The 24064-nt window shown below is 65.7% G+C and carries 17 protein-coding genes; 1 reads left to right on the top strand and 16 read right to left on the bottom strand.

Going from position 1 to position 24064, the window contains the following annotated elements:
- Positions 1–19 precede the first annotated feature (19 nt).
- The 14 genes from D0T21_RS05080 to D0T21_RS05015 form a co-directional block, all read right to left on the bottom strand.
- A complete protein-coding gene (locus tag D0T21_RS05080) occupies positions 20–1456 on the bottom strand; it encodes an amidase (protein WP_116988911.1) in 1437 nt (478 codons plus the stop codon).
- Between the two features lie 14 nt (positions 1457–1470).
- Positions 1471–3003 carry an aldehyde dehydrogenase gene (locus D0T21_RS05075; RefSeq protein WP_116988909.1) on the bottom strand — a complete coding sequence of 511 codons (1533 nt, stop codon included), beginning with the start codon at positions 3001–3003 and terminating at the stop codon, positions 1471–1473.
- 21 nt (positions 3004–3024) lie between these two features.
- Entirely contained in the window at positions 3025–4581 is a 1557-nt protein-coding gene (locus D0T21_RS05070) for an NAD(P)/FAD-dependent oxidoreductase (protein WP_116988907.1), read from the bottom strand.
- 18 nt (positions 4582–4599) lie between these two features.
- Complete coding sequence (locus D0T21_RS05065) at positions 4600–5943, bottom strand: APC family permease (protein ID WP_116988906.1); 1344 nt, start codon at positions 5941–5943, stop codon at positions 4600–4602.
- Between the two features lies 1 nt (position 5944).
- The gene (locus D0T21_RS05060) at positions 5945–7372 is read right to left on the bottom strand and encodes an amidase (RefSeq protein ID WP_116988905.1); all 1428 of its coding nucleotides are present in this window, start codon (positions 7370–7372) and stop codon (positions 5945–5947) included.
- 25 nt (positions 7373–7397) lie between these two features.
- Positions 7398–8387 carry a YCF48-related protein gene (locus D0T21_RS05055; RefSeq protein ID WP_116988903.1) on the bottom strand — a complete coding sequence of 330 codons (990 nt, stop codon included), beginning with the start codon at positions 8385–8387 and terminating at the stop codon, positions 7398–7400.
- Between the two features lie 15 nt (positions 8388–8402).
- Complete coding sequence (locus D0T21_RS05050; RefSeq protein ID WP_116988901.1) at positions 8403–10817, bottom strand: RND family transporter; 2415 nt, start codon at positions 10815–10817, stop codon at positions 8403–8405.
- A gap of 13 nt (positions 10818–10830) precedes the next feature.
- Positions 10831–12459 (bottom strand): DUF1302 domain-containing protein, encoded by a 1629-nt coding sequence (locus D0T21_RS05045; protein ID WP_116988899.1) that lies wholly within the window; start codon positions 12457–12459, stop codon positions 10831–10833.
- 27 nt (positions 12460–12486) lie between these two features.
- The gene (locus D0T21_RS05040) at positions 12487–13881 is read right to left on the bottom strand and encodes a DUF1329 domain-containing protein (protein WP_373886655.1); all 1395 of its coding nucleotides are present in this window, start codon (positions 13879–13881) and stop codon (positions 12487–12489) included.
- Between the two features lie 95 nt (positions 13882–13976).
- Positions 13977–15470: an aldehyde dehydrogenase family protein gene (locus D0T21_RS05035; RefSeq protein ID WP_116988895.1), complete on the bottom strand. Its 1494-nt coding sequence runs from the start codon at positions 15468–15470 to the stop codon at positions 13977–13979.
- Between the two features lie 17 nt (positions 15471–15487).
- Complete coding sequence (locus D0T21_RS05030) at positions 15488–16693, bottom strand: saccharopine dehydrogenase family protein (RefSeq protein WP_116988893.1); 1206 nt, start codon at positions 16691–16693, stop codon at positions 15488–15490.
- Between the two features lie 225 nt (positions 16694–16918).
- Entirely contained in the window at positions 16919–17281 is a 363-nt protein-coding gene (locus D0T21_RS05025; protein ID WP_116988891.1) for a hypothetical protein, read from the bottom strand.
- A 63-nt stretch (positions 17282–17344) separates the two neighbouring features.
- Positions 17345–18853, bottom strand: a complete 1509-nt coding sequence (locus D0T21_RS05020; protein ID WP_116988889.1) for a CoA-acylating methylmalonate-semialdehyde dehydrogenase — start codon at positions 18851–18853, stop codon at positions 17345–17347.
- A 25-nt stretch (positions 18854–18878) separates the two neighbouring features.
- A complete protein-coding gene (locus D0T21_RS05015; RefSeq protein ID WP_116988887.1) occupies positions 18879–20210 on the bottom strand; it encodes an aspartate aminotransferase family protein in 1332 nt (443 codons plus the stop codon).
- A gap of 95 nt (positions 20211–20305) precedes the next feature.
- Between D0T21_RS05015 and D0T21_RS05010 the strand changes: the two genes are divergently transcribed.
- Positions 20306–21232 carry a LysR family transcriptional regulator gene (locus D0T21_RS05010; RefSeq protein WP_116988885.1) on the top strand — a complete coding sequence of 309 codons (927 nt, stop codon included), beginning with the start codon at positions 20306–20308 and terminating at the stop codon, positions 21230–21232.
- Here D0T21_RS05010 and D0T21_RS05005 read toward each other — a convergent pair.
- Both D0T21_RS05005 and gabT read right to left on the bottom strand, forming a co-directional pair.
- The gene (locus D0T21_RS05005) at positions 21229–22686 is read right to left on the bottom strand and encodes an NAD-dependent succinate-semialdehyde dehydrogenase (RefSeq protein WP_116988883.1); all 1458 of its coding nucleotides are present in this window, start codon (positions 22684–22686) and stop codon (positions 21229–21231) included. The genes D0T21_RS05010 and D0T21_RS05005 overlap by 4 nt on opposite strands.
- A 10-nt stretch (positions 22687–22696) precedes the next feature.
- Positions 22697–23965: a 4-aminobutyrate--2-oxoglutarate transaminase gene (gene gabT, locus D0T21_RS05000; RefSeq protein WP_116988880.1), complete on the bottom strand. Its 1269-nt coding sequence runs from the start codon at positions 23963–23965 to the stop codon at positions 22697–22699.
- Positions 23966–24064: the final 99 nt, after the last annotated feature.

Genomic DNA, 24064 nt, shown 5'->3' with positions numbered 1-24064 from the left:
CCGATTATGCCACAGCAGTTCAAGCTGCCGGGCCCATGGTGGGAAAGCGTTCAATGAACAGCTGCGACGTGCCGGCCCGCGCGTGGTTGGCGCCGATACGGAACACCGTCTCGTCGTCGTAGGCGTTGGCGACGATCTGCATGCCGGTCGGCACGCCGAGCTCGGACAGCCCGGTCGGCACCGCCATCACCGGATAACGGTTGAGCAGGTTGAACGGCGGCGTCAGGCACCAGCCCAAGTAGGCGTCGATCTGGTGGCCGTTGATGTCGAGCAGCGGCTCGGCCACTGGGTCCTGATCGGCGGCCAGGTCGGTGGTCAGCATCGAGGCGCAGATGAAGGCCGTGTAGCCCTTGCCCCAGACCTTGTCCTGCATCTCGCGCTGCAGACGCTGGCCCAGCGCGGCGCTCGGCATGACCGAGGTGCGCGGACCGCCGGCCTTTTCGTGCAGGTCGGCGGTGTAGCTGTTCAGCTTGTGCAGCTCGGCGTGCGGGATCTCGCGCATGAATTCGTCCACGAACAACGCGCGCAAGCCTTCCAGCAAGACGCGGTTGACCTCCTCCAGGTCCCATTGCAGCGCCACCTCCTCGATCACGGCGCCGCGCTCGCGCAGGCCGTCCAGTGCCGTCATCATGTTGCTGCGGATGTCGTCCGCCAGTGCCGGATGGCCGAACGCCGGGCTGTAGGCGATGCGCATGCCGTGCAGGTCGCCGTATTCGGTCGGCAGCGGCGTGAACGGCAGCGTGGTGTAGGAGTTCGGATGCGGGCCGCCCAGCACGTTTTGCATCAGCACCAGGTCGTCGAAGGTGCGCGTCATCGGTCCTTCCACCGCCTGCGCCATGTATTCGTCGCCGGGCGCGCAGGCCAGGCGGCCGAACGGCGGCTTGTAGCCGTACACGCCGCACAGCGAGGCAGGCAGGCGGATCGAGCCGGCCATGTCGCTGCCGGTGGCCAGCGGCGCCACGCCGGCCGCCAGCGCCGCGCCGGAGCCGCCGCTGGAACCGCCGCAGGAATACGCGGTCGCCCACGGATTGCCGGTCACGCCGTACAGCTTGCTCCAGGTATGGCCCAGCACGCAGAATTCGGGATTGGTGGCCTGGAAGTACGGAATCGCGCCCGCCTCCAGCAGCTTGTCGACGATGGGGTGGTTCTCGGTGGCGACCTTGTCGCGGTAGACCAGCGAGGCCAATGGACGCGGCCAGCCCTTGACGCTGGTCTCTTCCTTGATGATCACCGGCACGCCTTCCAGCGCACGGGCCGTGCCTTCAGCATAGCGGCGGCGCGCCTCCAGCGCCATCGCGCGCGCGGCGTCCAGGTGCAGGCTGGCGGCGCAGTTCACCGTGGCTTGTTGGCGATGGGCCGCTTCGATCAGCGTTTCCAGGTAGTCGGCCGGGTCCAGCGTTCCGGTGCGGAATTGCGCCAGCAGTTCGGTGGCGGGCAGGTAGTTTGCGTGTTGCATGAAATGTCCAGTCGTTATTCTTCGGTTGCGGCCGCTTGGGCCGGATAAAACGCCGCGTCCGGGCGAGGCAGCCACCAGTCGTGGATGCGCGGCTGGTGATCGAGGATGACCATCTTGCTGCGGCGGAAGGCGTCCAGTCCCTGCCGGCCCAGCTCGCAGCCCAGGCCGGACATCTTGCTGCCGCTGAAAGGCAGCGCATCGTTGTCGATCAGCGGGTTGTTGATCCAGACCATGCCCGATTCCAGCCGGTTGGCCGCTTCCATGGCCTCGGCCAGGTCCGTGGTGAACACCGAGGCGCCCAGGCCGAATTCGGAATCGTTGGCCAGCCGCATCGCCTCGTCGAAATCTGCCACGCGGCAAATCGCCGCCACCGGGCCGAAGCATTCTTCGCGCATGATGGCCATCTGCGGCGTCACGCCGGTGAGGATGGTCGGCTCGTAGAACCAGCCGGGTGGGCAATCCGGCGGAATTCGGCCGCCGCAGACGATCTGGGCGCCCTGCTCCACCGCCTGCCGCACCAGCCGCACCACCTTGTCGCGCGCGGCCTGGCTGACCAGCGGGCCGATCTCCGCCATGCCCATGCCGTCGCCGACGCGCAGTTGCACCGTGCGGCGTGCGAACTCGGCGACAAACTCGTCGTGGATCTGGTCGACCACGAAAAAGCGTTCGGACGAGGTGCACACCTGCCCGCTCAGCAGGAAGGCCGAGTTGACGCAACCGGCCGCCGCCACTTCCAGCGGCGCGTGGCGCGAGATGATCATCGGATCGCTGCCGCCCGCTTCCAGCACGCAGGGCTTCATGCGCTCGGCGCAAGCCACGCCGACGGCGCGCGCCGCCGCCACGCTGCCGGTGAAGGCCACCGCGTGCGTGCCGGGCGACTGAATCAGCAATTGCGCCGTGTGGGCGTCGCCGGGCAGGCAGGCCACCAGGCCGGCCGGCAAGGCGGCGAAGTACTCCATGAAGCGCAGCGTGCACAGCGCGGTCGCCTCGGCCGGCTTGATGATGCAGGCGTTGCCGGCGGCCAGCGATGCTGCCACCGTCCAGCACAACAGCAGGATCGGATAGTTGAACGGCAGGATGTGCACGCTGACGCCGTAGGGCTCGTAGCGCATGTGCTGGAACGAGCCGGCCTGGTTGGTGCCGGCCACCTTGCCGCCGTCGTCGCGCGCCATCTCGGCGTAGTAGCGGAACACCGAGGCGCAGATCGACAGTTCGCCATACGCATCCGGGTAAGGCTTGCCCATCTCGCGACAGATCAGCTTGGCGACCTCGCTGCGGATGGGTGCGTTTTCCAGCGCGTGGGCGATGGCGTGCAGCAGCGCGGCGCGGCTGGCGGTGTCGGTCTGCTTCCACAGCTTTTGCGCGCGGTTGGCCGAAGCCACCGCCCGCTCGACATCGGCTTCCGCGCACACCGGGTAGCGCCCCACGGACGCCAGCGTGGCCGGGTTGACGGCCTGCTTGGCCTGCCCGGTCAGCGGCTCGACATAGCCGCCGTCCAGGTAGACCTGCGCGCGCAGCGGGGTGAAACAGGAAAAATTCACATGCATCTTGGTTCCAATTGATAGAGTTTAGTGTCCCTGCACGGCACGGGCGATGACCTTGGCGCAGCGCTGGCCGGTTTCCACCGCACCGTTGAGGAAGCCCGAGTGCAGCACCGATGCGTGCTCGCCGGCGAAATGGCAATTCCCCTGCCGCACGCCGGCGTAGCCGTACAGCGTGGTGTAGCTGCCCTTCGGATGCGCGCTGTAGGCGCCCTTGGTCCATTGATAGCCGGGCCAGTAGTTCAGCACCACGCGGCTGTTCCACAAAGGCTTGATGCCGGGGAAGGTCAGGTTCAGGCCGTCCAGCATGTCGACCGCCTTGCGGTTGACCGGTTTGTCGTTCATCGCCAGCGCCACCGCGTCGCCCGAGAAGCAGGTCAGGATGCCGGCCGTGCCGGGCTGGGCGCGGGTGACTTCCCAGCTGATCTGGTAGCCGGTGTCGTTGTCGCTCAAGCCCGTGTAGCCCTGCTCGCGCCAGATGCGGCGTTCGAACTGCATCTGGAACTTCGAGTGCATGCCCATGCGGAAGTTACGGATGGTGTCGACCTTGCGCGCATCGAAACCGGCGCCGCTGTAGTCCACGGCGCTTTGCAGGATGGAGAACGGCAAGGCCAGCACCAAGTGGTCGGCCTGTACCTGGACCGTGTTGGCGCCGTTCTTGAAGCTCAGGGTGTAGCTGTCGTTGGCGTTCTTGACGATGCGGGTCAGCGCATGGTTCTTGATGATCTGGCCGCTGTCCAGCGTGGCCGCCATGCGGCTGACCAGCTGGTCGTTGCCGCCGCGGATGTGGAAGCGCTCGTCCGACGCATTGGGAGCGAAGAAGCCCACCAGGTCCAGCGCGCTGGTCTCCGTGGCGGCGATGCCGGACGAGGCATCCATCAGCAGCTTCAACAGCTTGCCCTGGCGCGACTCGAGGCCGCCCGGAACGTAGGTGCTGATGTAATCGGTGACCGACATATTGTCCAGCTCGGCGCCGCGCGCAGTGTGGCTGTCGTAGGTCTGCGGCCAGGGCGCCGCCAGGTTGTCGGCGTCGAACTGCGGGGCGACGGCGTCGAAATCGACCACTTGCTCGTCCCAGGTATAGCGCGAGCCGTCGATCCAGAAGGTGAGTTCGCCGCCCTGCGCCTCATCATAGGCGTTCAAGTCGTCCAGCGTCAGGCCCAGTTCGGCGGCCAACAGGCGCAGTTCATGATGACCAGTATCGATCAGCTCACCGCCGTTTTCCGCCACCTGGCCGGGGAAGCTGGTGGTGTTGGACGAACAACGTCCGCCCAACCGATCCGACGCTTCATACACAGTGGCGCAGATGCCGGCCTTCTTCAGGTCGTAGGCACAGGCCAGGCCACCAAGGCCGGCGCCGACGATCACCACGCGCACATCGCTGCGATCACGGAGGCGGCGGCTGGCCGCCATCAGCGGGCCGCTGGCCAGCATGGCGGCAGAGCCGACGGCCGACAGCTTGAGCAGCGCGCGCCGTTCGCGCAGCAACGCCAGCGCCGCTTCACTCGACAAGCCGTGCCGCTTGCGCAGGCGTGCCACCTCCATGACGGAGGCCAGGATACGCTTCAAAGGAGAATGTGCCATGTTGTCTCTTTCTAATGGTTATGAGTTGGTCTGCTGGAATACGTCGCGGGGAACGCCCTGGCTGCGTCGCGAGAACAGCCAGTAACCCAAACCGGCCACGAACCAGCAGCCGCCCACGGTCAGCGCCGTGGCGTTCAGGTTGATGAGGATAGTCAGCACGGCGGACAGCCCGCACAGCGGCACGATCACATGCGCCCACCAGCGCCGTCCGCCATGCCGGCCGAAATGCGCCAGCACCGACAGGTGCACGAACAGGAAGCCGACCAGCGCGCCAACGCTGATGAAGATCGCCAGGTCGCTGATGTTGTTGCGCATCAGCAGGGCGATGCCCAGCGAGATGGTGGTCGAGACGATCATGGCGACGTAGGGATTGCCATGCCGGTGATGCACCTTGGCCAGCACCGACGGCAAGCTGCGGTCGCGGCCCATGGCGAACAGCACGCGCGCCACGCCCACCTGCATTGGCAGCACGTTCGGCACGCCGACCACCAGGATCAGGAACCACGCTAGTGCCAGCGACGCCTTGTGGCCGGCGATGGCGGTCAGCAATTCGTAGATCGCCGTGGCCGGATCCTGCACCGGGAAGCCCACCAGCAGATTGCCCACCACCCACGAGGTCAGCACGAAGATGCCGCTGGTGATGGCCAGGTTGGTCATGATGGCCTCGCCGACCACGCGGGTGTTGCCGTCCTTAACTTCCTCGGCCAAGGTCGAGACGGCGTCGAAACCCAGGTAGGACATCACGCAGATCGAGGTGGCGGCCAGCACGCTGGCGCCGTGGAACTTGCCGGCGTCGATCAGCGGCGCCAGCGTCAGCGCGCCGCTGCCGTGGCCGCCGAACAGCGCGAACAGGCACATCCCTACGATGACCAGCACCGCCAGCAGCTGCAGCACCACCGACAGGAAGCTGACGCGCGAAGTGACGCTGATGCCGAACCAGTTCACCGCAAACGTCGCCGCCACCGTCGCCACGATCCAGGTGGCGCGGTCGCCGTGCGGCAGCAGCTCTTCCAGGCTCACCGCGCACAGGGCGTAGGTGAAGGCCGGCACCAGCAGGTAGTCCAGCAGTATCATCCAGCCGGCGATGAAGCCGGCGAAGCGGCCCATGGTCTGGCTGGCGAAGCCGTACACCGAGCCGGCGCTGGGCATGGCCGAGGTCATCACCGCATAGCTGCTGGCGGTGAAGTACACGCACAGCGCACCCAGCACGTAGGCCAGCATCGGCAGGCCGCCGGACACGGTCCAGACGAAGCCGGCCATGGTCAGCGGCGCCACCGGTGCGGTGTAGGCCAGGCCGTAGAACACCAGGTCGCTGTAGCTGAGCGCGCGCTTCAGCTTGCCGTTCGGGGAGGCGTCGGACATGTCAGGATGCTCCAAGTGGGTGGCGGGCCGTCATGGCCGGATCGGGACGCTTGCCTTGCCACACGCCCGCCTCCACCGCCGCGCCGATGCGGAACACGGTGGTCTCGTCGAAGGTGCGGCCGACCACCTGCACGCCGGTGGGGATGCCGTTGCTGGCGATGCCCGACGGCACGCTCAGCACCGGGTGTCGGCTCAGCAGGTTGAAGGGGAAGGTCAGCGCGTCGTTGCGCAACACCGCCATGCTGTCCCGCTCGCCTTCGGCCACGGCGCCGATGGCGCCCATGGTCGGGCAGATCAGGGCGTCGTAGCGGGTCATCACCTCGGCCAGCGAGTCGTACATGCGGCCGGTGGTGACGTCGGCCGCCAGGTACTGCTCGCCCGTCATGCACAGGCCGGCGGCGGCGAAGTGGCGGATGTAGTCGCTGGTCTCCAGCTCCTGCTCCAGGATGCGGACGGCGAACGCGCGGCCGGTCTCGTAGCCCAGCCGGTGCTCCAGCGCATCGGCAGCGCTGCTGTCCCAGCCCAGCGTCACCTGCTCGACGATGGCGCCCTGCGCGCGCAGCGCCTGCACCACCTGGTCCATCGACTTGCGGACATCGGCATGGACCTGGCAGAAGTCCAGGTCGTAGGACAGCGCGATGCGCAAGCCTTTCACCGGCAGGAAGTCCAGCGGCACTTCCAGCTTGGGGCTGATGGTGGCCGGGTCGCGCACGTGCGGACCGTTCATGATGTTGAACATCAGCGCGCAATCGGCCACGGTGCGCGCCATCGGGCCGATGTGATTCATCGGATGCAGCGCGTAGCCGATCGGCGTGACCGGCACGCGGCCGTAGCTGGGCTTGAGGCCGACCACGCCGCAGTAGCTGGCCGGGATGCGGATCGAGCCACCGATGTCCGAGCCGGACGCCAGCGCCGTCAGGCCTGCCGCCAGCGCGGCGCCGCTGCCGCCGCTGGAGCCGCCGGGCGTCATCTCGGGATTCCACGGATTGCGCGTCACGCCGTGGCGTACCGAGCGGGTGAAGCCGGCCATGTAGAACTCCGGCACATTGGTCTGGGCATGGATCACGGCGCCGGCGTCGAGCAGGCGCTGGCTGACCGGGGCGTTGACCGTGTCCGGCGTGTTCCCTTGCAGCCAGGAGCCTTTGGTGGTAACCCAGCCGACCAGCGTGTGCTCGTTCTTCAGCGACACCGGGATGCCTTCCAGCGCACGCGGCATGGCGCCACGGCCGCCGTAGGCCAGCTCGGCGTCGCGCGCGGCGGCCTTGGCTTCTTCGCGGCGCTGGGCGCTGAAGGTGTTCAACACCGGTTCAAGCTGGTCGGCGCGGGCCAGGCAGGCATCCAGCAGTTCCACCGGCGACAGGTCGCGCGAGCGGAACAGCTGCAAGGCCTCGGTAGCGGGCAGGTAGCAGAGTTCATCGGATTTGTGCATGTTCGTGTGTCCTTGTAAGGTCGATCTATTTGTGGTCCGCCGGGGCCGGGCCACGGGCGGACATCATGGGTGGGGTATTGCCGGCCAGCGGCAAGGCGGCCGACAGCGGCAGGCGGTCGGTGCGGTAGCTGGACTGCACGCTGGCGCCGTCGTCGGCGCTGCGCAGGACCAAGCCATCCTGGCCAACTGCGAGAACGTCGTGGCCGCCGCCAGTGCGCACCACGCTGGTGATCGAGGCGGTGCTGCCGGTGACGACGCGGGTCCAGCTCTGGCCGGCGTCGCCGCTGCGGTACAGCGCGCCGCGCAGGCCGCCGACCAGCAGGCCGCCGTCCCGCAACGCGGTGCCGGTCCAGAACGAGCCCTTGTAGCCGGTGGGCAGGTAGTTCCAGCTCAGGCCCTGGTCGGCCGAATGCAGCACATAGCCTTTTTCGGCGGCGGCGTACAGCGCCCCGCCCTGGCCGGCAAACAGGCCCAGCAGGTTCAGGTCGGCGCGGCGGGCGCCGGGTGGCGCTTCAAGTTCGCGAGTGGTCCAGTGGCGGCCGCCATCGGTGGTGGTCAACACCAGCGACCACAGGCCGACCGCCACGCCGTGCTGCGCATCGAAGAAATGCACGGCGAACAGCGGACGGTCCTGCTCCGGCTGGCTGCGCTGCACCGACCACTCCTCGCCGCCGTTGCTGGTGTGCAGCACCACGCCGGCATGGCCGACCGCCCAGCCTTCCTGGCCGTTGGCAAAGGATACCGACGTCAGCGTGACATCCAGCGGCACCTTGCCTGCCTGGCGCCATTGCTTGCCCTGGTCGTCCGACAGCAGCACCACGCCGTGCGCGCCGACCGCGACAATGCGCGAACCGGCCCAGGCGGTGGCCAGCATGCTGGCCTGGGCGGCATGGGCCACGCTGGCGGCCGCATGCAGTCCCACCGGCCACGCCGACGAATCGGCGCCGCAGGCGAGCGGCAGCAGCGCGGCGGCGCCCAGCAGTCCGGCCCATATGTGTTTCAAATTACGGTTCATGGCGTCTCCGTCGGTTCAATGCTGGAGCAGACCCGGCGCGCGGGCCGGAGTCTTGCGTGGAAATAAACGTTCCAGCCACACGGCAAAGGCCGGCAGCGCGGTCATGGCCATGATCATGTTCACCATGAACATGAAGGCTAACAGCTTGCCCATGTCGGCCTGGAATTTCAGGGCCGAGAAGGACCAGGTCGCCACACCTACCGCCAGCGTGACGGCGGTGAAGATGGTTGCCGTGCCCACTTCCAGGATGGCCTGCTCGACCGCCTTGACGATGGGCAGTCCATTCGCCAGGTGCATCTGCAAGCGGTTGTAGATGTAGAACGCATAGTCGACGCCGATGCCGACCGCCAACACCATCACCGGCAGCGTCGCCACCGTCAGGCCGATGTTGAGCTCCTTCATGAACCAGTAGCCGATGAAGGTGCCCACCGTCAGCGGCAGGCAGCAGGCCAGCACCGCCCGCAGGTCGCGGTAAGTGACCAGCACCAGCAGCACGATGGCGGCATACACCCACAGCATCATCGGCAGCTCGCTGCGCTCCAGCGTCTGGTTGACCGCAGCCAGCACGCCGGCGTTGCCGCTAGCGAGGCGGATGGCGATGCCGGGCGCCGACTGGCTGGCGGCAAACGCCTCGACGGCGGCGATCACCCGATTGATGGTGACGGCCTTGTGGTCGGTCAGGTATAGGTGCACCGCCGTCATGCTGCAATCCTTGCGCATGGTGCCGCGGGTGCGGGCGATTTCGGTCGCCAGCGCCGCGAAGTTGGCGGAGTCCAGCGGGATCGCCTCCATCTTCGGATTGCCTTCGTTGTAGCCACGGTTGTACTGTTTCATTTGGTCCGAGAACGAGGCGATCGACAGCACGCCCGGCACCGGCTGCATGGCCCAGGTAAAGCGATCCTGGAACAGGCCGATGTTGGAATTGCCGCAGAAGCCGACGCCCTGCCCGTCCGCCGGCGCCGACGAGCCGCCGGCATTGGCGATGGCCTTCGTTTCAAAGATCACGGTCAGCCAGTCGAGGCCGGTGTCATAGTTGCTGGCGATGGAGACGGCGTCACGGTTGAAGCGGGCATCCGGCCGCAGTTCCGGCGCGCCCGGCTCCACCGTGCCGACCACCCGTCCCTGGCTTTGCCACACCGCCAGGCTGAAGATGGCGCCCACCACGGCCAGGCAGATCGCCGCGTTGCGCGGCCGGGCCACGCGGGCCAGCACGCGCAGCCAGCCGGCCCGCTTTTCGCGCAGCACCATCGCCGCATCGGCATAGGATTGGTCGATGCGGCAGTACGAAGCCGCCACCGGCAGCATCACCAGGTTGGTGATGATCTTGAAACCCACGCCCAGCGAAGCGGCGATCGCCAGTTCGCGCACCATCGGGATCGGGATCATCAGCAGCGTGACGAAGGAGACGAAGGCCGTGGCCAGCGCCAGCGTGCCCGGTATCAGCAAGCCGGAGAAGCTGGCGCGGCAAGCGTCCATGCAGCTCTTGCCGAGCGAGACTTCACGCACGATGTAGTTGATCTGCTGCACGCCGTGCGAGACGCCGATGGCGAACACCAGGAACGGCACCAGCACCGCCAGCGGATCCAGCCCGAAACCCAGCAGATGCAGTGCGCCGAACTGCCACACCAGCGAACTGAGCGAGCAAATAATGGGCAGCAGCGTGAACCGCACCGAACGGCAATACCAGTACACCGCACCAGCCGTCAGCAGCAAGGCCAGCCCGAAGAAGCGCAGCACCGACTTGGCCGAATCGGCGATCTCGCCCACCTGCTTGGCGAAGCCGATGATCTCGATGCTGAAGTTCTGGTCCTCGAAACGCTGGCGCAACTGTTCCAGGATGGCGTTGTAGGCGACGTAGTCCAGCTTGTGGCCGTCCTTGTCGGACTCCAGCAGTTCGGCGCTGATCATGGCGCTGTCCTGGCCGCGCGACACCAGCGTGCCGACGAAGCCGCCCTGCACCGCCGCCGCCTGGATGCCGGCGATGGCGGCCGCGTCCAGCCGGTCGGGGGTGATGCTGCCGTCGATCAGCGGATCGGCGCGGAAGCCTTCCTCGGTGATTTCGTTGACGAAGGTGTTGGGCGTCCACAGCGACTGCACGCCCAGCCGCTCCACGTTCGGCAGGAAGGTGACGGCCTGCGTGACCTCGTACAGCCGCTTGAGGCCGGCGGCGCTCCAGATGGTGCCGGTGCGCGCCCGCACCACGATGTTGAGGCGGTTGGCGCCCATCACATCGTCGCGGTAGGTATGGAAGGTCTCGACATACGGATGGTTGGTCGGCATCTGTTTCTCGAAGCCGGCCTCCATCCGCAGACGCCAACCCAGGCAGCCCATGAGCACGGTCAGTCCCAGCAGCGCAAGCATCAGCCAGTTGCGCCGCGTGAAGCAGAACGTTTCAAAGCGCGCCAATAAACGGGCGGGGGAAGATGTCATTGTTACGTTCCGGTCAGAAGTTGCGCGAAAGGGTCAGGCCGACGAAACTGCGGTCGCGGTAAGGCTGGTCGAACACCGAGCTGCCGCCCATGAAGCGGCCGTAGTTGATGGCGGCCTGCCAGTTGGCCGGGTTCTGGATGAAGCTGACCGTGAAGTTGACCGACTGCGCCCCCTTCATGAACGTCGCCGCGCCGTTGGGCGTGCGGCCGCTGAGCGCGCGGAAGTAGTAGACCTCCGGCACCACCTGCCAGCCGGGGATCAGCGTGCCGTCATACACCCAGCTGAAGTCGAAGTTCACGCCCGACGAGTTGCGCGTGCCGACCGCCTTCGGCATGCCAGCCGCCGAATATTCCTGGCCCCAGCCCCAGCCGCCGGCCGACACCAGGTCGTCGCCGTACCGGCTTTGCATGTCCGGGAAGCGGATCGCCACGGCTTCGGCCATCAGGTTGCCGGTATCGGCATGCAGCAGGCCCAGCAGCATCGGCGCGGTGTCCGGCGTCAGGCTGAACATGCCGGTGACGGCCGCCTGCATGCGGCTGGTATCGACCCAGCACTTGCCGCCCTGCGAGGCGCAGCCGGTGGTGGCCGCGTTGATCGTCACGGCGTCTTTCGGACGGTAGGAAAACTCGGCGCCGACCGCCCAGTCGCCGACCGGGAAGTTGGCTGACACGCCGTACAGCTTGCGGTCCTCGCCGTACACCCAGCCCATCGCCCCGTTCGGATTGTTGAAGGTGAACGACGGCGACTTGTCGTGGTAGTTGATGGCGTAGGCGCCCAGGTTCAGCTGCGTTCCGGGTGGCTGGTAGCGCAGCGACAGGCCCCACTGGCCGCCGTTCCTGGCCTTGGTCTCTTGCAGGAAGTAGTCGTCGTGACCTGCGCCGATGCCGTTGTAGTTCGACCAGAAGCTGCCGGTCGGTGGCATGTAGTTGGCGTTCCAGCCCAGCTGCACATAGGCTTCGGCGTTGAAGCCGTTGCCCAGGCCAGCGGCCGCGCTGACGATGGGCGCCGGCAGGATGGCTTCCTTGAGCTGCGTGCCCGGCTGCGACAGGCGCATCAGGTCGACCGCGTTGGTGACGTTGATGCCGCCGGGGATGAACAGGCTCTCGCCCCAGCTGATCACCTGGTTGCCGGCGCGGATGCGCAGCATGTGGCCATCGATGTCGAAACGCTTGCTGACCCACAGGTCCAGCACGCGGGCCTTGAAGCGCAGATCCTTGCGGGCATCGTCGGACAGGTTGCCGTCCAGGCCCGGCGGCGTGCCGACGCTGGTCCAGCCGGTGGTGTGGGTGGCCGTGAAATCGCGCAGCCAGCTGACCCGGCCCATCGCCGTAATGCCCTCAGGGAAGCTGAGCAGCAGCTCGTGCGAGCCCTTCAGGTAGGTGGTGAAGGCATCGCCCTTGCCGTAGTTCAGGTCGCCCTGGTCGCCGAGGCCGCTGGTTGGCGACAGTTGGCCTTCCGGCCCGCCGGTATTGCCGGCGCTGACCAGGGTCGGACTCGGGCCACGGGTGCGGATGCCGGTGCCGATGCTGATGGTGGAATCGAAACTGCCCTTGACATACTCGTTGCTAAAGGTTTCGGCGCGCGCGCCCAGGCTGGCGACGGACGTGCCGATCGCGCAGGCCATGATAAATGGCTTGTTCATAAAAAACTCCGGAATGTGGTGGACGGATCAGCGGTCGCTGATGGCGCGCAAGTTTTCTGAGGTGTAGAAGGACGCTTTGGTGCGTTCGCCGCGACTTTCCGTCAGCCACTTGACGTCGACGCCGGCACCGACGGTGGTAAAGTCGAACACGTAGCGGCCTTCCGGCAGGTTGTACTGGCTGAAGGCCAGCACATCGCAAGTCCCCGTCTCATAGACCGGTACCAGGTAGCCTTCACGGACCTTCCACAACGCGCCCTGGACGTCATAGTCTTCGGCCAACACCGCATTCCAGCTGTCTTCATCGAGGTAGTAGGTGCGCTTGGGTGACACGTGGCGCGCGCCCTGCTTCACGGTCGCCTCAACCACCCACACGCGGTGCAGCTCGTAGCGGCGGGCGCTGGCGGCCAGCGCATTGCGGCCGACCACGTCCGCAATCTTGGCTTTGAAGTCATACGCGCCGAAAGCGTTGTAAGGAACCAGCACTTCCTTCTTGCCGACGATCTTCCAGTCGAAGCGATCCAGCGTGCCGGTGAACATGGCGGTCTCGTCGAGCAAGTACTGGTTCTCGAAACCGATCTGCGGTGCATCGTAGGCATAGGCCGGCAAGCGACGCACGCGGCGTTGGCCGGGGAAATAGTAAAAGGTTTCGCTGCTCGGATTGTCGAGCAAGACGTTGGCGGCCAGCGCCTGGCCAGCCAGCGCGGCCGGCGACTTGTAGGTGAAGTAGGTGTAGTACTCGATGTTGCCGATGTCGCTCAGGTTGAACGAGCCCTTCTTCCCTGCCGGGAAAAAGTAGTTCTGTTCGTAGCCGGCCATGATCCAGTCTTCGCTGCCGCGTCGTGGCGATACCATGGTGTAGCCGTTCTGGTATTCGACACCAACGCCGCGATAGCGCATCTTCATGTTCATCATTGCCTGCGCGCCGGTGGTCGGCAGCGGGAATGGAATGCCTGGCACGACGGCGGCCTTCAGGCTCCAGCCGTCGGCGCCCATCTTGGCGGTGGCGACGTTCTTGCGGGTGTTGTCGGCGACAAAGTCCGGCGCGCCGCAGCTGCGGCGGGTCGGGTAGACGTCCATCTGGAAACCGGGATTCTGTTTCAGCAGCGCCATCTGGCCCGGCGTCAGCACGTCGGCGTGCTGGGCCATGTTGGCGGCGTTGATGGTGTACTGCGATGCGTCGCTCTTGTATTTCCAGAATTCCTTGCGCGGCTTGCCCCAGGCCCAGCCGTCGGTGGACTGGACTTCGTTTTTCCAGGCCGGGATGCGGCCGTCCTTGCTGCCTGCCATCTCCGCGCCCAGCGGGGTCAGCGTGGTGCCGAGCTGGGTCGCGTCGGCGGCCATTGCCGCGCCGCTGGTGCCGGCCAGCCACAAGCCGCCGAGTATCAAGCGGCGCATGACGCCGTAAGGTGTTTGCTTAGCCATCTTCTTGTCTCCGATTGGATTATTTTTATGTGCAGACTATAACCGAATAAATATTCAGTTTTCTACACGTTTTTTGTACAGCGTTGTAAATTGGACTATTTGCTTATCACTGCCGCCGGCTGGTACCAGTTCCAGTCCGCGTTGGCGTCGAAGCGGGTGATCTGCTTCACCTCCAGATAGGCCTCGTAGCCGTGCCGTCCCAGCTCGCGGCCGATGCCGGAGGCCTTGTAGCCACCCCACGGCAATTGGGTAAAGGTCGGCTGCGAGCAGTTGATCCACACCACGCCTGCGCGCAGTGCTTTAGCCACCCGCTCGCACCGTTCCAGGTCGGCCGACATCACCGCCCCGGCCAGGCCGAAGCGACTGTCGTTGGCGACGGCAATCGCTTCGGCTTCGGTATCGAACGGCCGCACGCACAACACCGGCCCGAACACTTCTTCGCGCCAGATCCAGCTGTCGAGCGGGACGTCGGCGAAGATCGTCGGTTGCACGAAATAGCCGCGCACCAGTTGCGGCGGACTGCAACCGCCGCTGACCAGGCGGGCGCCTTCTGCCCGGCCGCGTTCGATACCTTCCAGTACCCGGCGCCGCTGCGCATCCGACACGATGGGCCCCATCTGCACGCCATCGAGATCGCCGGGACCGATCAGGATGCGTTTTGCCGCCGCGACCAGCCGCGCCAGCAAAGCCTCGTAGATCGGCCGCTCCACCAGCAGGCGCGAGGTGGCGGAACAAATCTGCCCCTGGTTCCAGAACACGCCGAACTGTATCCACTCGACTGCCTTGTCCAGATCGCAGTCGGCAAAAACGACGAAGGGAGATTTGCCGCCCAGCTCCAGGCTGACGTTGCGGATGCCTGGCGCCGCCGCCTGCATCACCCGCGTGCCGGTCGCCTGCGAGCCGGTGAAGGCCAGCTTGTCGACACCTGCATGCATGCTCAACGGGACGCCGGCATCCGGCCCTGTCCCCGTCAACAGGTTGAATGCTCCCGCCGGCAATCCCGCCTCGTGCAGGTAGTGCGCCAGCGCGCCGCACGTCAGCGGACACAGCTCGGACGGCTTGAGCACCACGCAGCAACCGGCCGCCAGCGCCGGCGCCACCTTCCACGCCGCCATCAGCAGCGGGAAGTTCCACGGTGTGATCGCGCCCACCACGCCCAGCGGCTCCTTGCGTACCTTGCAATGGAAGCGGTCGTCGCCAACATCGTGGGCTGCTTCGCCTTCGGCCTCGACCTGTTCGGCCATGCCGGCGTAGTAGTCGAAGCAGTAGGCGGCGTCGGCGATGTCGCCGCGTGCTTCCTTCAGTGGCTTGCCGTTGTCGCGCATTTCCAGCGTCGCCAGTTCCTCCAGGTCAGTGCGGATGGCGCCGGCCACCAGCCGCAGCACGGCGGCGCGCTGGGCGGCCGGCATGCGCGGCCAAGGACCGTGGTCGAAGGCGCGACGGGCGGCGGCCACGGCGGCATCAACATCGGCCTCGGTCGCGGCGGCGGCCAGCGCGAAGCAATCGCCGGTGGCCGGATCGATCACCTCCAGGAATCCGCCGCGGGCCGGTTCGACCAGGGCGCCGTCGATATAAAGCAGGTTGCGCATGGTTGCTCTCCGTCCGCTCAGCCGATGTCGCGCGTCATGGTGATGTCGAACTCGCGCTTCTCGGCTTCGCGGAAATAGCTGACAGCGTTGAAGTACGCTTCCGGCGCATACACGCCAGGACGGCGCGGCTCACTCAGCATCAGTTGCACCGCGATCGAAGCGTTCATCGAAGTGGCCGCATCCACATAGCCTTCGTACATGGCGTTGGGACGGACGATGACCTGGCAGCGTGCCGTCGCGGCCTTGCCGCCAACGCGGCCACGGCCGATGGCGAAGTGGATCTCGTGGCTTTTCTGCCGCGGGATGCGTTCCTGGTTCTCCGCGATGTTGCGCTGGATGACGGCGTTGAGCACGTCAAGCGGACGCACCGCTACGCCGTTGATGTCCACCGTGCGGTCGAAGTCGCCGAAGCCGGCCTTGACCAGCCCTACCCACGCCTCATGCTCGCGATGCGGCAGGTGCAGCTTCCAGGTGAATTCCTTGATGCCTTTTTCGCGGATGCCGTCGGCCAGCGGCACGGTCAGCTGCTCGGAGTGGATTGAGTACATGAACTCGCAACGGCCCCACGGCGCCGGCAGGTCGATGGTTTCGGTGCCGGTCTGCGGCGCGCATTCGACATGGCGGCCATCGAGGAACTGCAGACATGGATGGGCATACTCGGCCAGCACGGTCGACACACTGTACGGCGGCACCAGCACCGGATTCTCATCGCCGGTCAGGGTCGCGGCCCAGTACAGGTTGATGCTGTCGATCTCGTCCAGCTCGTCGGCCACGGCGCGGCAGATCACGTTCGACATGCCAGGGTCGGCGCCCACGCCCAGCACCGCCACCACGCCGGCGTCACGGAAACGCTGCTGCCATTGCAGCTGCTTGACGGTGTAGGTGCCCAGGCCGCCCAGGTCCACGTAGTCGACGCGGGCCCCGAGCGCGGCTTCGAAGATCGCCATCTGGTGTCCGGCCAGCGTCGGCACGGAGTTGACGCAAATGTCGGAACCGGCCAGCGCGCGCGCCAAGGCCGTCGGATCGGCCACATCCAGGTCGTGCAGGGTCAGGCGGGCATCGCCCAGTTCGTCGCGCAGGGCCGTCATGCGGCTGCGGTCGCTGTCGAATACCCTTACTTCGCCGATCTCGACAATGCTGCGGTCGGACAGCAGGTCACGGATGATGCCCTGCCCCATCATGCCGCCGCCGCCCAGGATGGAGATGATTGCCTTCTTTGCCATTGGTAGTGCTCCTTTATTGTTTGCGCCATAAACCGAACAATTAGTCGGCTTTTGAAAAATAGTACCTGAAAAGAGGATCAAGTCCGCAAATACTTTTGAAATAACTGATCTTTTATTCGCTTTTTTACGACAGCTGCGGCTGCCATGCGAACACGCGAACGCGAGCGCCCCACTCACTCCAGCAGGAGCGGCGGGGCTAGCTTGAACGGTATCCCGACCGGACGGTTATTGCGAGTCGTCGATCAGGGTGATGCCGGCGATTTTCTTCTGCAGCTCTTCGCTGAGCTGACGCGTTTCTCCCAATTCGTTACCCGCTACCATGACGACCGCCGTTGCACGTGGCGCCGTGTTGACGCAGGTGATGGCAACGTAGGCATTGCCACGCGAACCGGCTACCTCCATGCTCGATACCCGTATGCCCTGCATGCCAGTGCCCCGCATGGCGTCGGACGCGAATCCCAGGCATGTTTTAACGGAGCCGCTCTTGACGGGAGTCTTGGTCCAGTAAAGCGCAACGGCGCCCGCCTCGTGCGCCGCCACGGCCCCCATGAACGCCAGGAGGACAAGCTTGCCAGCAGGGTTCTTCATGATGTCTCCAGAGTTAATTGTCGAGATCAATTAGACCTGCCGCTCAGGCGCGAGTTCGACTCCTTACTGGTTCGACGGGAAGCTGAACACCGCGGCTTCGCGCAACCCGGCGGAAGGCCAGCGCTGGGTGATCGTCTTGCGCCGGGTGTAGAAGCGCACGCCGTCCGGGCCATACGCGCCCAAGTCGCCAAACAGCGAACGCTTCCAGCCGCCGAAGGAGTGATAGGCCACCGGCACCGGCAGCGGCACGTTCACGCCCACCATGCCGACCTGGATGCCATCACTGAAGTAGCGCGCCGCTTCTCCGTCGCGGGTGAAGATGCAGGTGCCGTTGCCGTACTCGTGCGCGTCGATCAGGTCCATCGCCGCCTGCAGCGAGGCCACCCGCACCACGCCCAGCACTGGACCGAAGATCTCCTCCTGGTAGATGCGCATGTTCGGCGTGACGTGGTCGAACAAGCACGGGCCGAGGTAGTAGCCGTCCTCGTAGCCCTTCGGCAGTTCGATCTCGCGGCCGTCGACCAGCAGCGTCGCGCCTTCGGCCACGCCGTTCGCCACATAGCCACGCACCTTGTCGTAGTGCTGGCGCGTGACCAGCGGCCCCATGTCGCTGCGCGCATCGTTGCCGGGGCCGACACGCATCTTGCCGATCTCGGTGCGCAGGCCGGCGATCAGGGCGTCGGCCGTCGCGTCGCCTACCGCCACCAGCAGCGGGATCGCCATGCAGCGCTCGCCGCAGGAACCGTAGGCCGCGCCCATCAATGCGCTCACCGCTTGCGGGATGTCGGCGTCCGGCATGACGACGGCATGATTCTTGGCGCCGCCCAGCGCCTGGATGCGTTTGCCCTGCGCGGTGCCGGTGGCGTAAATGTACTGGGCTATCGGGGTCGAGCCGACGAAGCTGACCGCCTGTACGCGCGTATCGAGCAACAGCGTATCGACCGCTTCCTTGTCGCCGTTGACGACGTTGAGCACGCCCGGCGGCAAGCCCGCCTCCTGCGCCAGGCGGGCGATCAGCAAGGTGGACGAAGGATCGCGCTCCGACGGCTTGAGCACGAAGGTGTTGCCGCAGGCGATGGCCAGCGGCCACATCCACAAAGGCACCATCGCCGGGAAGTTGAACGGCGTGATGCCGGCCACCACGCCCAGCGGCTGCATCTCGCTCCACGAATCGATGGACGGGCCGGCATTCTTGCTGTGCTCGCCCTTCAGAAGCTCCGGCGCGTAGCTGGCGTATTCGATGTTCTCGATGCCGCGCTGCAGCTCGCCCATGGCGTCGCTGAGCACTTTGCCATGCTCGGCCGTGATGAGCTGGCAGATCTCGTCGGCGTGTTGTTCCAGCAGCTGCTTCAAGTTGCTCATGACACGCGCGCGCTTCAGCGGCGGCGTGTTGCGCCAGGCCGGAAACGCGGCCTGGGCCGAGGCGATGGCGGCTTCGACTGTTTGACGGTCGGCCAGCAGCACGCGCTTTTCCGCCGCGCCGGTGGCCGGGTTGTAGACGTATTGCGAACGGCCGGTGCCGTAGACGTCCTGGCCGTCGATCAAGTGGCCGATGAGGTTGTTCGATTCCATATGCGATGTTCCTGTTTAGTTTGCGTCAAGCGGTTTCATGGATGGCTTCGCCCAGTGCGGAGACCAGGCTATCGATCTCGGCCGGGGTGGAAATGAACGGCGGCGCCAGCTGGATGGTGTCGCCGCCGTAGCGTACGTAAAAGCCTTTGCGCCAGCACTTCATGGCGATCTCGTACGGTCGGCGCGCCGGTTCGCCCGGCAGTGCCGCGATGGTCAGGCCGGCGGCCAGGCCGATGTTGCGGATGTCGGTGACGTGCTTGCTGCCCTTGAGGCCGTGCACGGCGTCTTCGAAATGCGGCGCCAGGCCCTGCACCCGCTCGATCATCTGCTCGCTGACCAGCACATCCAGCGCCGTCAGGCCCGCCGCGCAGGCGACCGGGTGCGCCGAGTAGGTATAGCCGTGCGCGAACTCGACCATGTATTCCGGACCGCCGTTAGCCATGAAGGTGTCGTAGATTTCCTTCGAGGCCAGCACGGCGCCGAGCGGCTGGGCGCCGTTGGTCACTTGCTTGGCAAGGTTCATGATGTCCGGCGTGACGCCGAAGGCCTGCGCGGCGGTGTAGGCGCCAACGCGGCCGAAGCCGGTAATGACTTCGTCGAAAATCAGCAGGATGTTGTGTGCGTCGCAGATCTGGCGCAGGCGCTGCAGATAGCCTTTCGGCGGGATCACCACGCCGGCAGATCCGGAGAACGGCTCGACGATGACTGCGGCGATATTCGATGCGTCATGCAGCGCGATCAGGTCGAGCAACTCGTCCGCCAGTTCGATGCCATGCTCGGGCATGCCGCGCGAGAAGGCGTTCTGCTTCAGCTGGGTGTGCGGCAGGTGGTCGGCCTGGATGCCCTGGCCGAACATCTTGCGGTTGCCGGCGATGCCGCCGACGGAAATGCCGCCGAAATTAACGCCGTGGTAGCCCTTCTCGCGGCCGATCAGCACAGTCTTGCTGGCCTGCCCCTTGGCGCGCCAGTAGGCACGCGCCATCTTCAGCGAGGTGTCCGCCGCTTCCGAGCCGGAGCCGGTGAAGAAGACGTAATCGAGTCCATCCGGCGTCAGCTCCTTCAGCCGGTTGGCCAGCGCGAACGACTGCGGATGGCCGAACTGGAAGGCCGGCGCGTAGTCCAACGTTGCCATCTGCCGGCTGACGGCTTCGGTGATCTTCGGGTGGCCGTGACCGAGGCCGCTGCACCACAGGCCCGACAGGCCGTCGAAAATACGGCGGCCGTCGGCGTCGGTGTAGTAGCTGCCCTGCGCGCCGACGATGATGCGCGGATCGGCCTTGAAATTGCGGTTGCCGGAGAACGGCATCCAGTGGGCCTCCAGCCAAGCGGCGTCGGTGCGGGTGTCGCCTTGCTTCATGTTCGTCTCCTGTTAAAAAAGCGTTGATGGCGTCGATTCTAGGGTAAGATTTCACTTCCATATTTATCAACCTATCAATGCTTAGTTAGCGTTTTATGCAACCAAAGACCAAGGCCGTACTGGGACAGTTGAGCGACATGGATTTTCGCTTGCTGCAGGTGTTTAAAAGCGTGGCCGATTGCGGCGGCATGGCTGCGGCCGGGCTGGAGCTCAACATCGGCATCTCCACGGTCAGCCGGCATGTGAAGGATCTGGAAGAACGGCTGAAACTGCGCCTGTGCAGCCGTGGCCGGGCCGGCTTTGCGCTGACCGCAGAGGGCGAACGCATTTACGAGGAAACCCAGCGCCTGCTGGCCTCCGCCGACATCTTTCGCGCCAGCGTGGACGACATCCATCGCCGCATGGGCGGCCAGCTGCATGTGGCGGTATTCGACAAGACGGCCAGCAATCCGGCCTGCAAGATCAGCGAGGCGATCGCCTTGTTCGCCGAGCTGGCGCCGGATGTGGCGTTGAACTTTCACGTGGCGACGATCAACATGATTGAACGCGGCGTCATCGACGGCCAGTTCCAGGTCGGGATTATTCCGGCGCACCGCAGTTCGGAAAGCCTGAGCTACGACACGCTGTTTGGCGAGACGATGCTGCTGCACTGCGGAGCGGATCACCCGCTGTTTGCGCGCGCTGACGCGGGCTTGGATTGGCACGGCATACGCGGTTACCAATTCGCAGGACTGGGCTATCACTCGCCCAATATGGAGATCAGCCAGCAGGTACGGCTGCCGCGCAAGGCCACAGGCTTCGACCAGGAATCGATCGCCACCTTGATTTTGTCCGGCAAGTACCTGGGCTTCTTGCCGGACCATTATGCGCGGGGCTTTGTTGCGGACGGCAAGATGCGCGCCGTGCATCCGGCGCTATTCCGCTACGAGTGCGATTTCGTCGCGATACTGCGCGGCTCGCCCCGGCCGTCCCGCGTTGCGCTCGCATTCCAGCAATGCCTGCTGGATGCGCACGCTCGTTAGAGTCCGCCCAGGCAGACGTATTTCATCACCAGATAGTCGTCGATGCCGTGGTGCGATCCCTCGCGCCCCAGGCCCGATTGCTTGACGCCGCCGAATGGCGCGATTTCGTTGGAGATCAGGCCGGTGTTGACGCCTACCATGCCGCTCTCCAGCCCTTCCGCCACGCGCCAGATGCGGCCGATGTCGCGCGAGTAGAAGTAGCTGGCCAGGCCGAACTCGGTGTCGTTGGCGAGCGCGATCACTTCCTCGTCGGACTTGAAGCGGAACAGCGGCGCCAACGGGCCGAAGGTTTCCTCGGTGGCGACGATCATGTCGCTGGTGACGTCGGCGATCACGGTCGGCTGGAAGAAGCTGTGGCCCAGCGCGTGCCGCCGGCCGCCGGCCAGCAGACGGCCGCCCTTGGCCAGCGCGTCGGCCACATGCTGCTCGACCTTCTGCACCGCCTTCTCGTCGATCAGCGGACCTTGGGTGATGCCATCATCCGCGCCGTTGCCGACTTTGAGCTTGGCCACGGCGGCCACCAGCTTTTCGGCGAACTGCTCGTACACGCCGTCCTGCACGTAGATGCGGTTGGCGCAGACGCAGGTCTGGCCGGCATTGCGGTACTTGGACGCCAGCGCGCCCTCCACCGCCGCATCGAGGTCGGCATCGTCGAACACGATGAACGGCGCGTTGCCGCCCAGTTCCAGCGACAGCTTCTTGATGGTCTTGGCGCTCTGCTCCATCAGCAGACGGCCCACCGCCGTCGAGCCGGTGAAGGTCAGCTTGCGCACGGTGGGGTTGGACGTCATCTCGGCGCCGATGTCCTTCGGCTTGCCGGTCACCACGCTGAATACGCCGGCCGGCACGCCTGCACGTTCGGCCAGCAGTGCCAGCGCCAGCGCTGAAAATGGCGTGGCTTCCGCCGGCTTGAGCACCATGGTGCAGCCGGCGGCCAGCGCCGGACCGACCTTGCGGGTGATCATTGCAATCGGGAAGTTCCACGGCGTGATTGCGGCGCAGACACCGATCGGCTCCCTGGTCACCAGCAGGCGGCGGTCCGTCCATGGCGATGCCAGGGTCTCGCCGGCCACACGCTTGGCTTCCTCGCCGAACCATTCGATGAAGGAAGCGCCGTAAGCCACTTCGCCGCGCGACTCGGCCAGAGGCTTGCCCTGCTCCGCCGTCATCAGCTGCGCCAGGTCTTCGGCGTTTGCCAGGATCAGGTCATTCCACTTGCGCAGGGTGACGGCGCGCTCCTTGGCGCTCTTCTTGCGCCATGCGGGCCAGGCGGCGTTGGCGGCGGCGATGGCGCGGCGCGTCTCGGCTGCGCCCATCAGCGGCACGGCGCCGAGCTGCTCGCCGGTGGCGGGATTGGCCACGGCCAGCGTGGCGCCGCCATCGGCATCGCTCCACTCGCCGTTGATGTAGGCCTGCTGGCGCAGCAGGGTTGGATCTTTTAATGTCAGTTTCATTCGTTTCTCCTTATGCACGCAGGGCTGCGTCGAGGATGTCGAGCGCTTCGTCCAGCACCGCGTCGCCTATCGTCAACGGGCACAGGAAACGTATCACCTGGCCGTAGCCGCCACAGGTTAGCAGCAGCAAGCCATTGCTCATCGCGTGCGCCTGGACCTTCTTGGTGAAGGCGGGATTCGGCGCGCCGGTTTGCGGGTCGCGGAACTCCACCGCCAGCATCGCGCCGATGCCGCGTACCTCGGCGATCTCCGGCACATCGGCGCGCGCCACCTCCAACCGGTCGCGCAGGCGCTGCGCCACCGTCACCGCGCGTTCGCACAGCCGTTCCTCCTCGATCACCTCCAGCACCGCGTGCGCCGCCGCCACCGCCAGCGGATTGCCGCCGTAGGTGCCGCCCAAGCCGCCCGGCCCCGGCGCGTCCATGATCTCGGCGCGGCCGCACACCGCCGACAGCGGCAGTCCCCCGGCCAGGCTTTTGGCCATCGTCATCAGGTCCGGCAGCACGTCGTAGTGGTCCATCGCGAACATCTTGCCGGTGCGGGCGAAGCCGGTCTGGATCTCGTCGGCGATCAGCAGGATGCCGTGGGTATCGCACAGCGCGCGCAAGGCCCGCATGAATTCCGGCGGCGCGACATAGAAACCGCCCTCGCCCTGCACTGGCTCGATGATGATGGCGGCCACCCGCTTCGGTTCGATATCTGCCTTGAACAGCGTGTTGAGCGCGGCCAGCGACTGCTCCACCGTGACGCCATGCAGCGCGTTGGGGAACGGCGCATGGAACACCTCGGCCGGAAATGGACCGAAGCCGGTTTTATAGGGTTCGACCTTGCCGGTCAGCGCCATGCCCATCATGGTGCGGCCGTGGAAGCCGCCGCTGAAGGCAATCACACCCGCGCGGCCGGTGGCGGAACGGGCGATCTTGATCGCATTTTCGACCGCCTCGGCGCCGGTGCTGAAGAAAGCCGTTTTCTTGGCATGGTTACCGGGCGTGATCTGGTTGATCTTCTCGGCCAACGCGACATAGGAGGCGTAAGGCACGATCTGGTAGGCGGTGTGGCTGAAGCGCTGCAACTGCTCGCTGACGGCGGCCAGTATGCGCGGGTGGCTATGGCCTGTGTTGAGCACCGCGATGCCGGCGCCGAAGTCGATAAAGCGGCGCCCTTCGATATCCCACAGCTCCGCATTCAACGCGCGCTCCGCGTAGAAATCGCACATCACGCCCACGCCGCGCGGGGTGCTCTGGTTCTTGCGCTGCTGCCAATCGCGATTGGTATCCATGCTGCTTCCTGCCATGACGAGTTAAGAGGCCTCCATGGTCGCCCGCCTTGGCACCAGTTGATAGTGCCAATTTCGATTTTTAGATGGTACCAAGATTCT

It is taken from the genome of Duganella sp. BJB476, assembly GCF_003416895.1.
GTDB lineage: Bacteria > Pseudomonadota > Gammaproteobacteria > Burkholderiales > Burkholderiaceae_D > Rugamonas.
Note: the sequence above shows the minus strand (reverse complement) of the source record. Positions and strands in the feature narration are given on the sequence as shown.

What these genes read in the sequence shown, in the direction of transcription:
- D0T21_RS05080 (WP_116988911.1), bottom strand. Translation starts at nt 1,456, where the DNA reads ATGCAACACGCAAACTACCTGCCCGCCACCGAACTGCTGGCGCAATTC.
- D0T21_RS05075 (WP_116988909.1), bottom strand. Translation starts at nt 3,003, where the DNA reads ATGCATGTGAATTTTTCCTGTTTCACCCCGCTGCGCGCGCAGGTCTAC.
- D0T21_RS05070 (WP_116988907.1), bottom strand. Translation starts at nt 4,581, where the DNA reads ATGGCACATTCTCCTTTGAAGCGTATCCTGGCCTCCGTCATGGAGGTG.
- D0T21_RS05065 (WP_116988906.1), bottom strand. Translation starts at nt 5,943, where the DNA reads ATGTCCGACGCCTCCCCGAACGGCAAGCTGAAGCGCGCGCTCAGCTAC.
- D0T21_RS05060 (WP_116988905.1), bottom strand. Translation starts at nt 7,372, where the DNA reads ATGCACAAATCCGATGAACTCTGCTACCTGCCCGCTACCGAGGCCTTG.
- D0T21_RS05055 (WP_116988903.1), bottom strand. Translation starts at nt 8,387, where the DNA reads ATGAACCGTAATTTGAAACACATATGGGCCGGACTGCTGGGCGCCGCC.
- D0T21_RS05050 (WP_116988901.1), bottom strand. Translation starts at nt 10,817, where the DNA reads ATGACATCTTCCCCCGCCCGTTTATTGGCGCGCTTTGAAACGTTCTGC.
- D0T21_RS05045 (WP_116988899.1), bottom strand. Translation starts at nt 12,459, where the DNA reads ATGAACAAGCCATTTATCATGGCCTGCGCGATCGGCACGTCCGTCGCC.
- D0T21_RS05040 (WP_373886655.1), bottom strand. Translation starts at nt 13,881, where the DNA reads ATGGCTAAGCAAACACCTTACGGCGTCATGCGCCGCTTGATACTCGGC.
- D0T21_RS05035 (WP_116988895.1), bottom strand. Translation starts at nt 15,470, where the DNA reads ATGCGCAACCTGCTTTATATCGACGGCGCCCTGGTCGAACCGGCCCGC.
- D0T21_RS05030 (WP_116988893.1), bottom strand. Translation starts at nt 16,693, where the DNA reads ATGGCAAAGAAGGCAATCATCTCCATCCTGGGCGGCGGCGGCATGATG.
- D0T21_RS05025 (WP_116988891.1), bottom strand. Translation starts at nt 17,281, where the DNA reads ATGAAGAACCCTGCTGGCAAGCTTGTCCTCCTGGCGTTCATGGGGGCC.
- D0T21_RS05020 (WP_116988889.1), bottom strand. Translation starts at nt 18,853, where the DNA reads ATGGAATCGAACAACCTCATCGGCCACTTGATCGACGGCCAGGACGTC.
- D0T21_RS05015 (WP_116988887.1), bottom strand. Translation starts at nt 20,210, where the DNA reads ATGAAGCAAGGCGACACCCGCACCGACGCCGCTTGGCTGGAGGCCCAC.
- D0T21_RS05010 (WP_116988885.1), top strand. Translation starts at nt 20,306, where the DNA reads ATGCAACCAAAGACCAAGGCCGTACTGGGACAGTTGAGCGACATGGAT.
- D0T21_RS05005 (WP_116988883.1), bottom strand. Translation starts at nt 22,686, where the DNA reads ATGAAACTGACATTAAAAGATCCAACCCTGCTGCGCCAGCAGGCCTAC.
- gabT (WP_116988880.1), bottom strand. Translation starts at nt 23,965, where the DNA reads ATGGATACCAATCGCGATTGGCAGCAGCGCAAGAACCAGAGCACCCCG.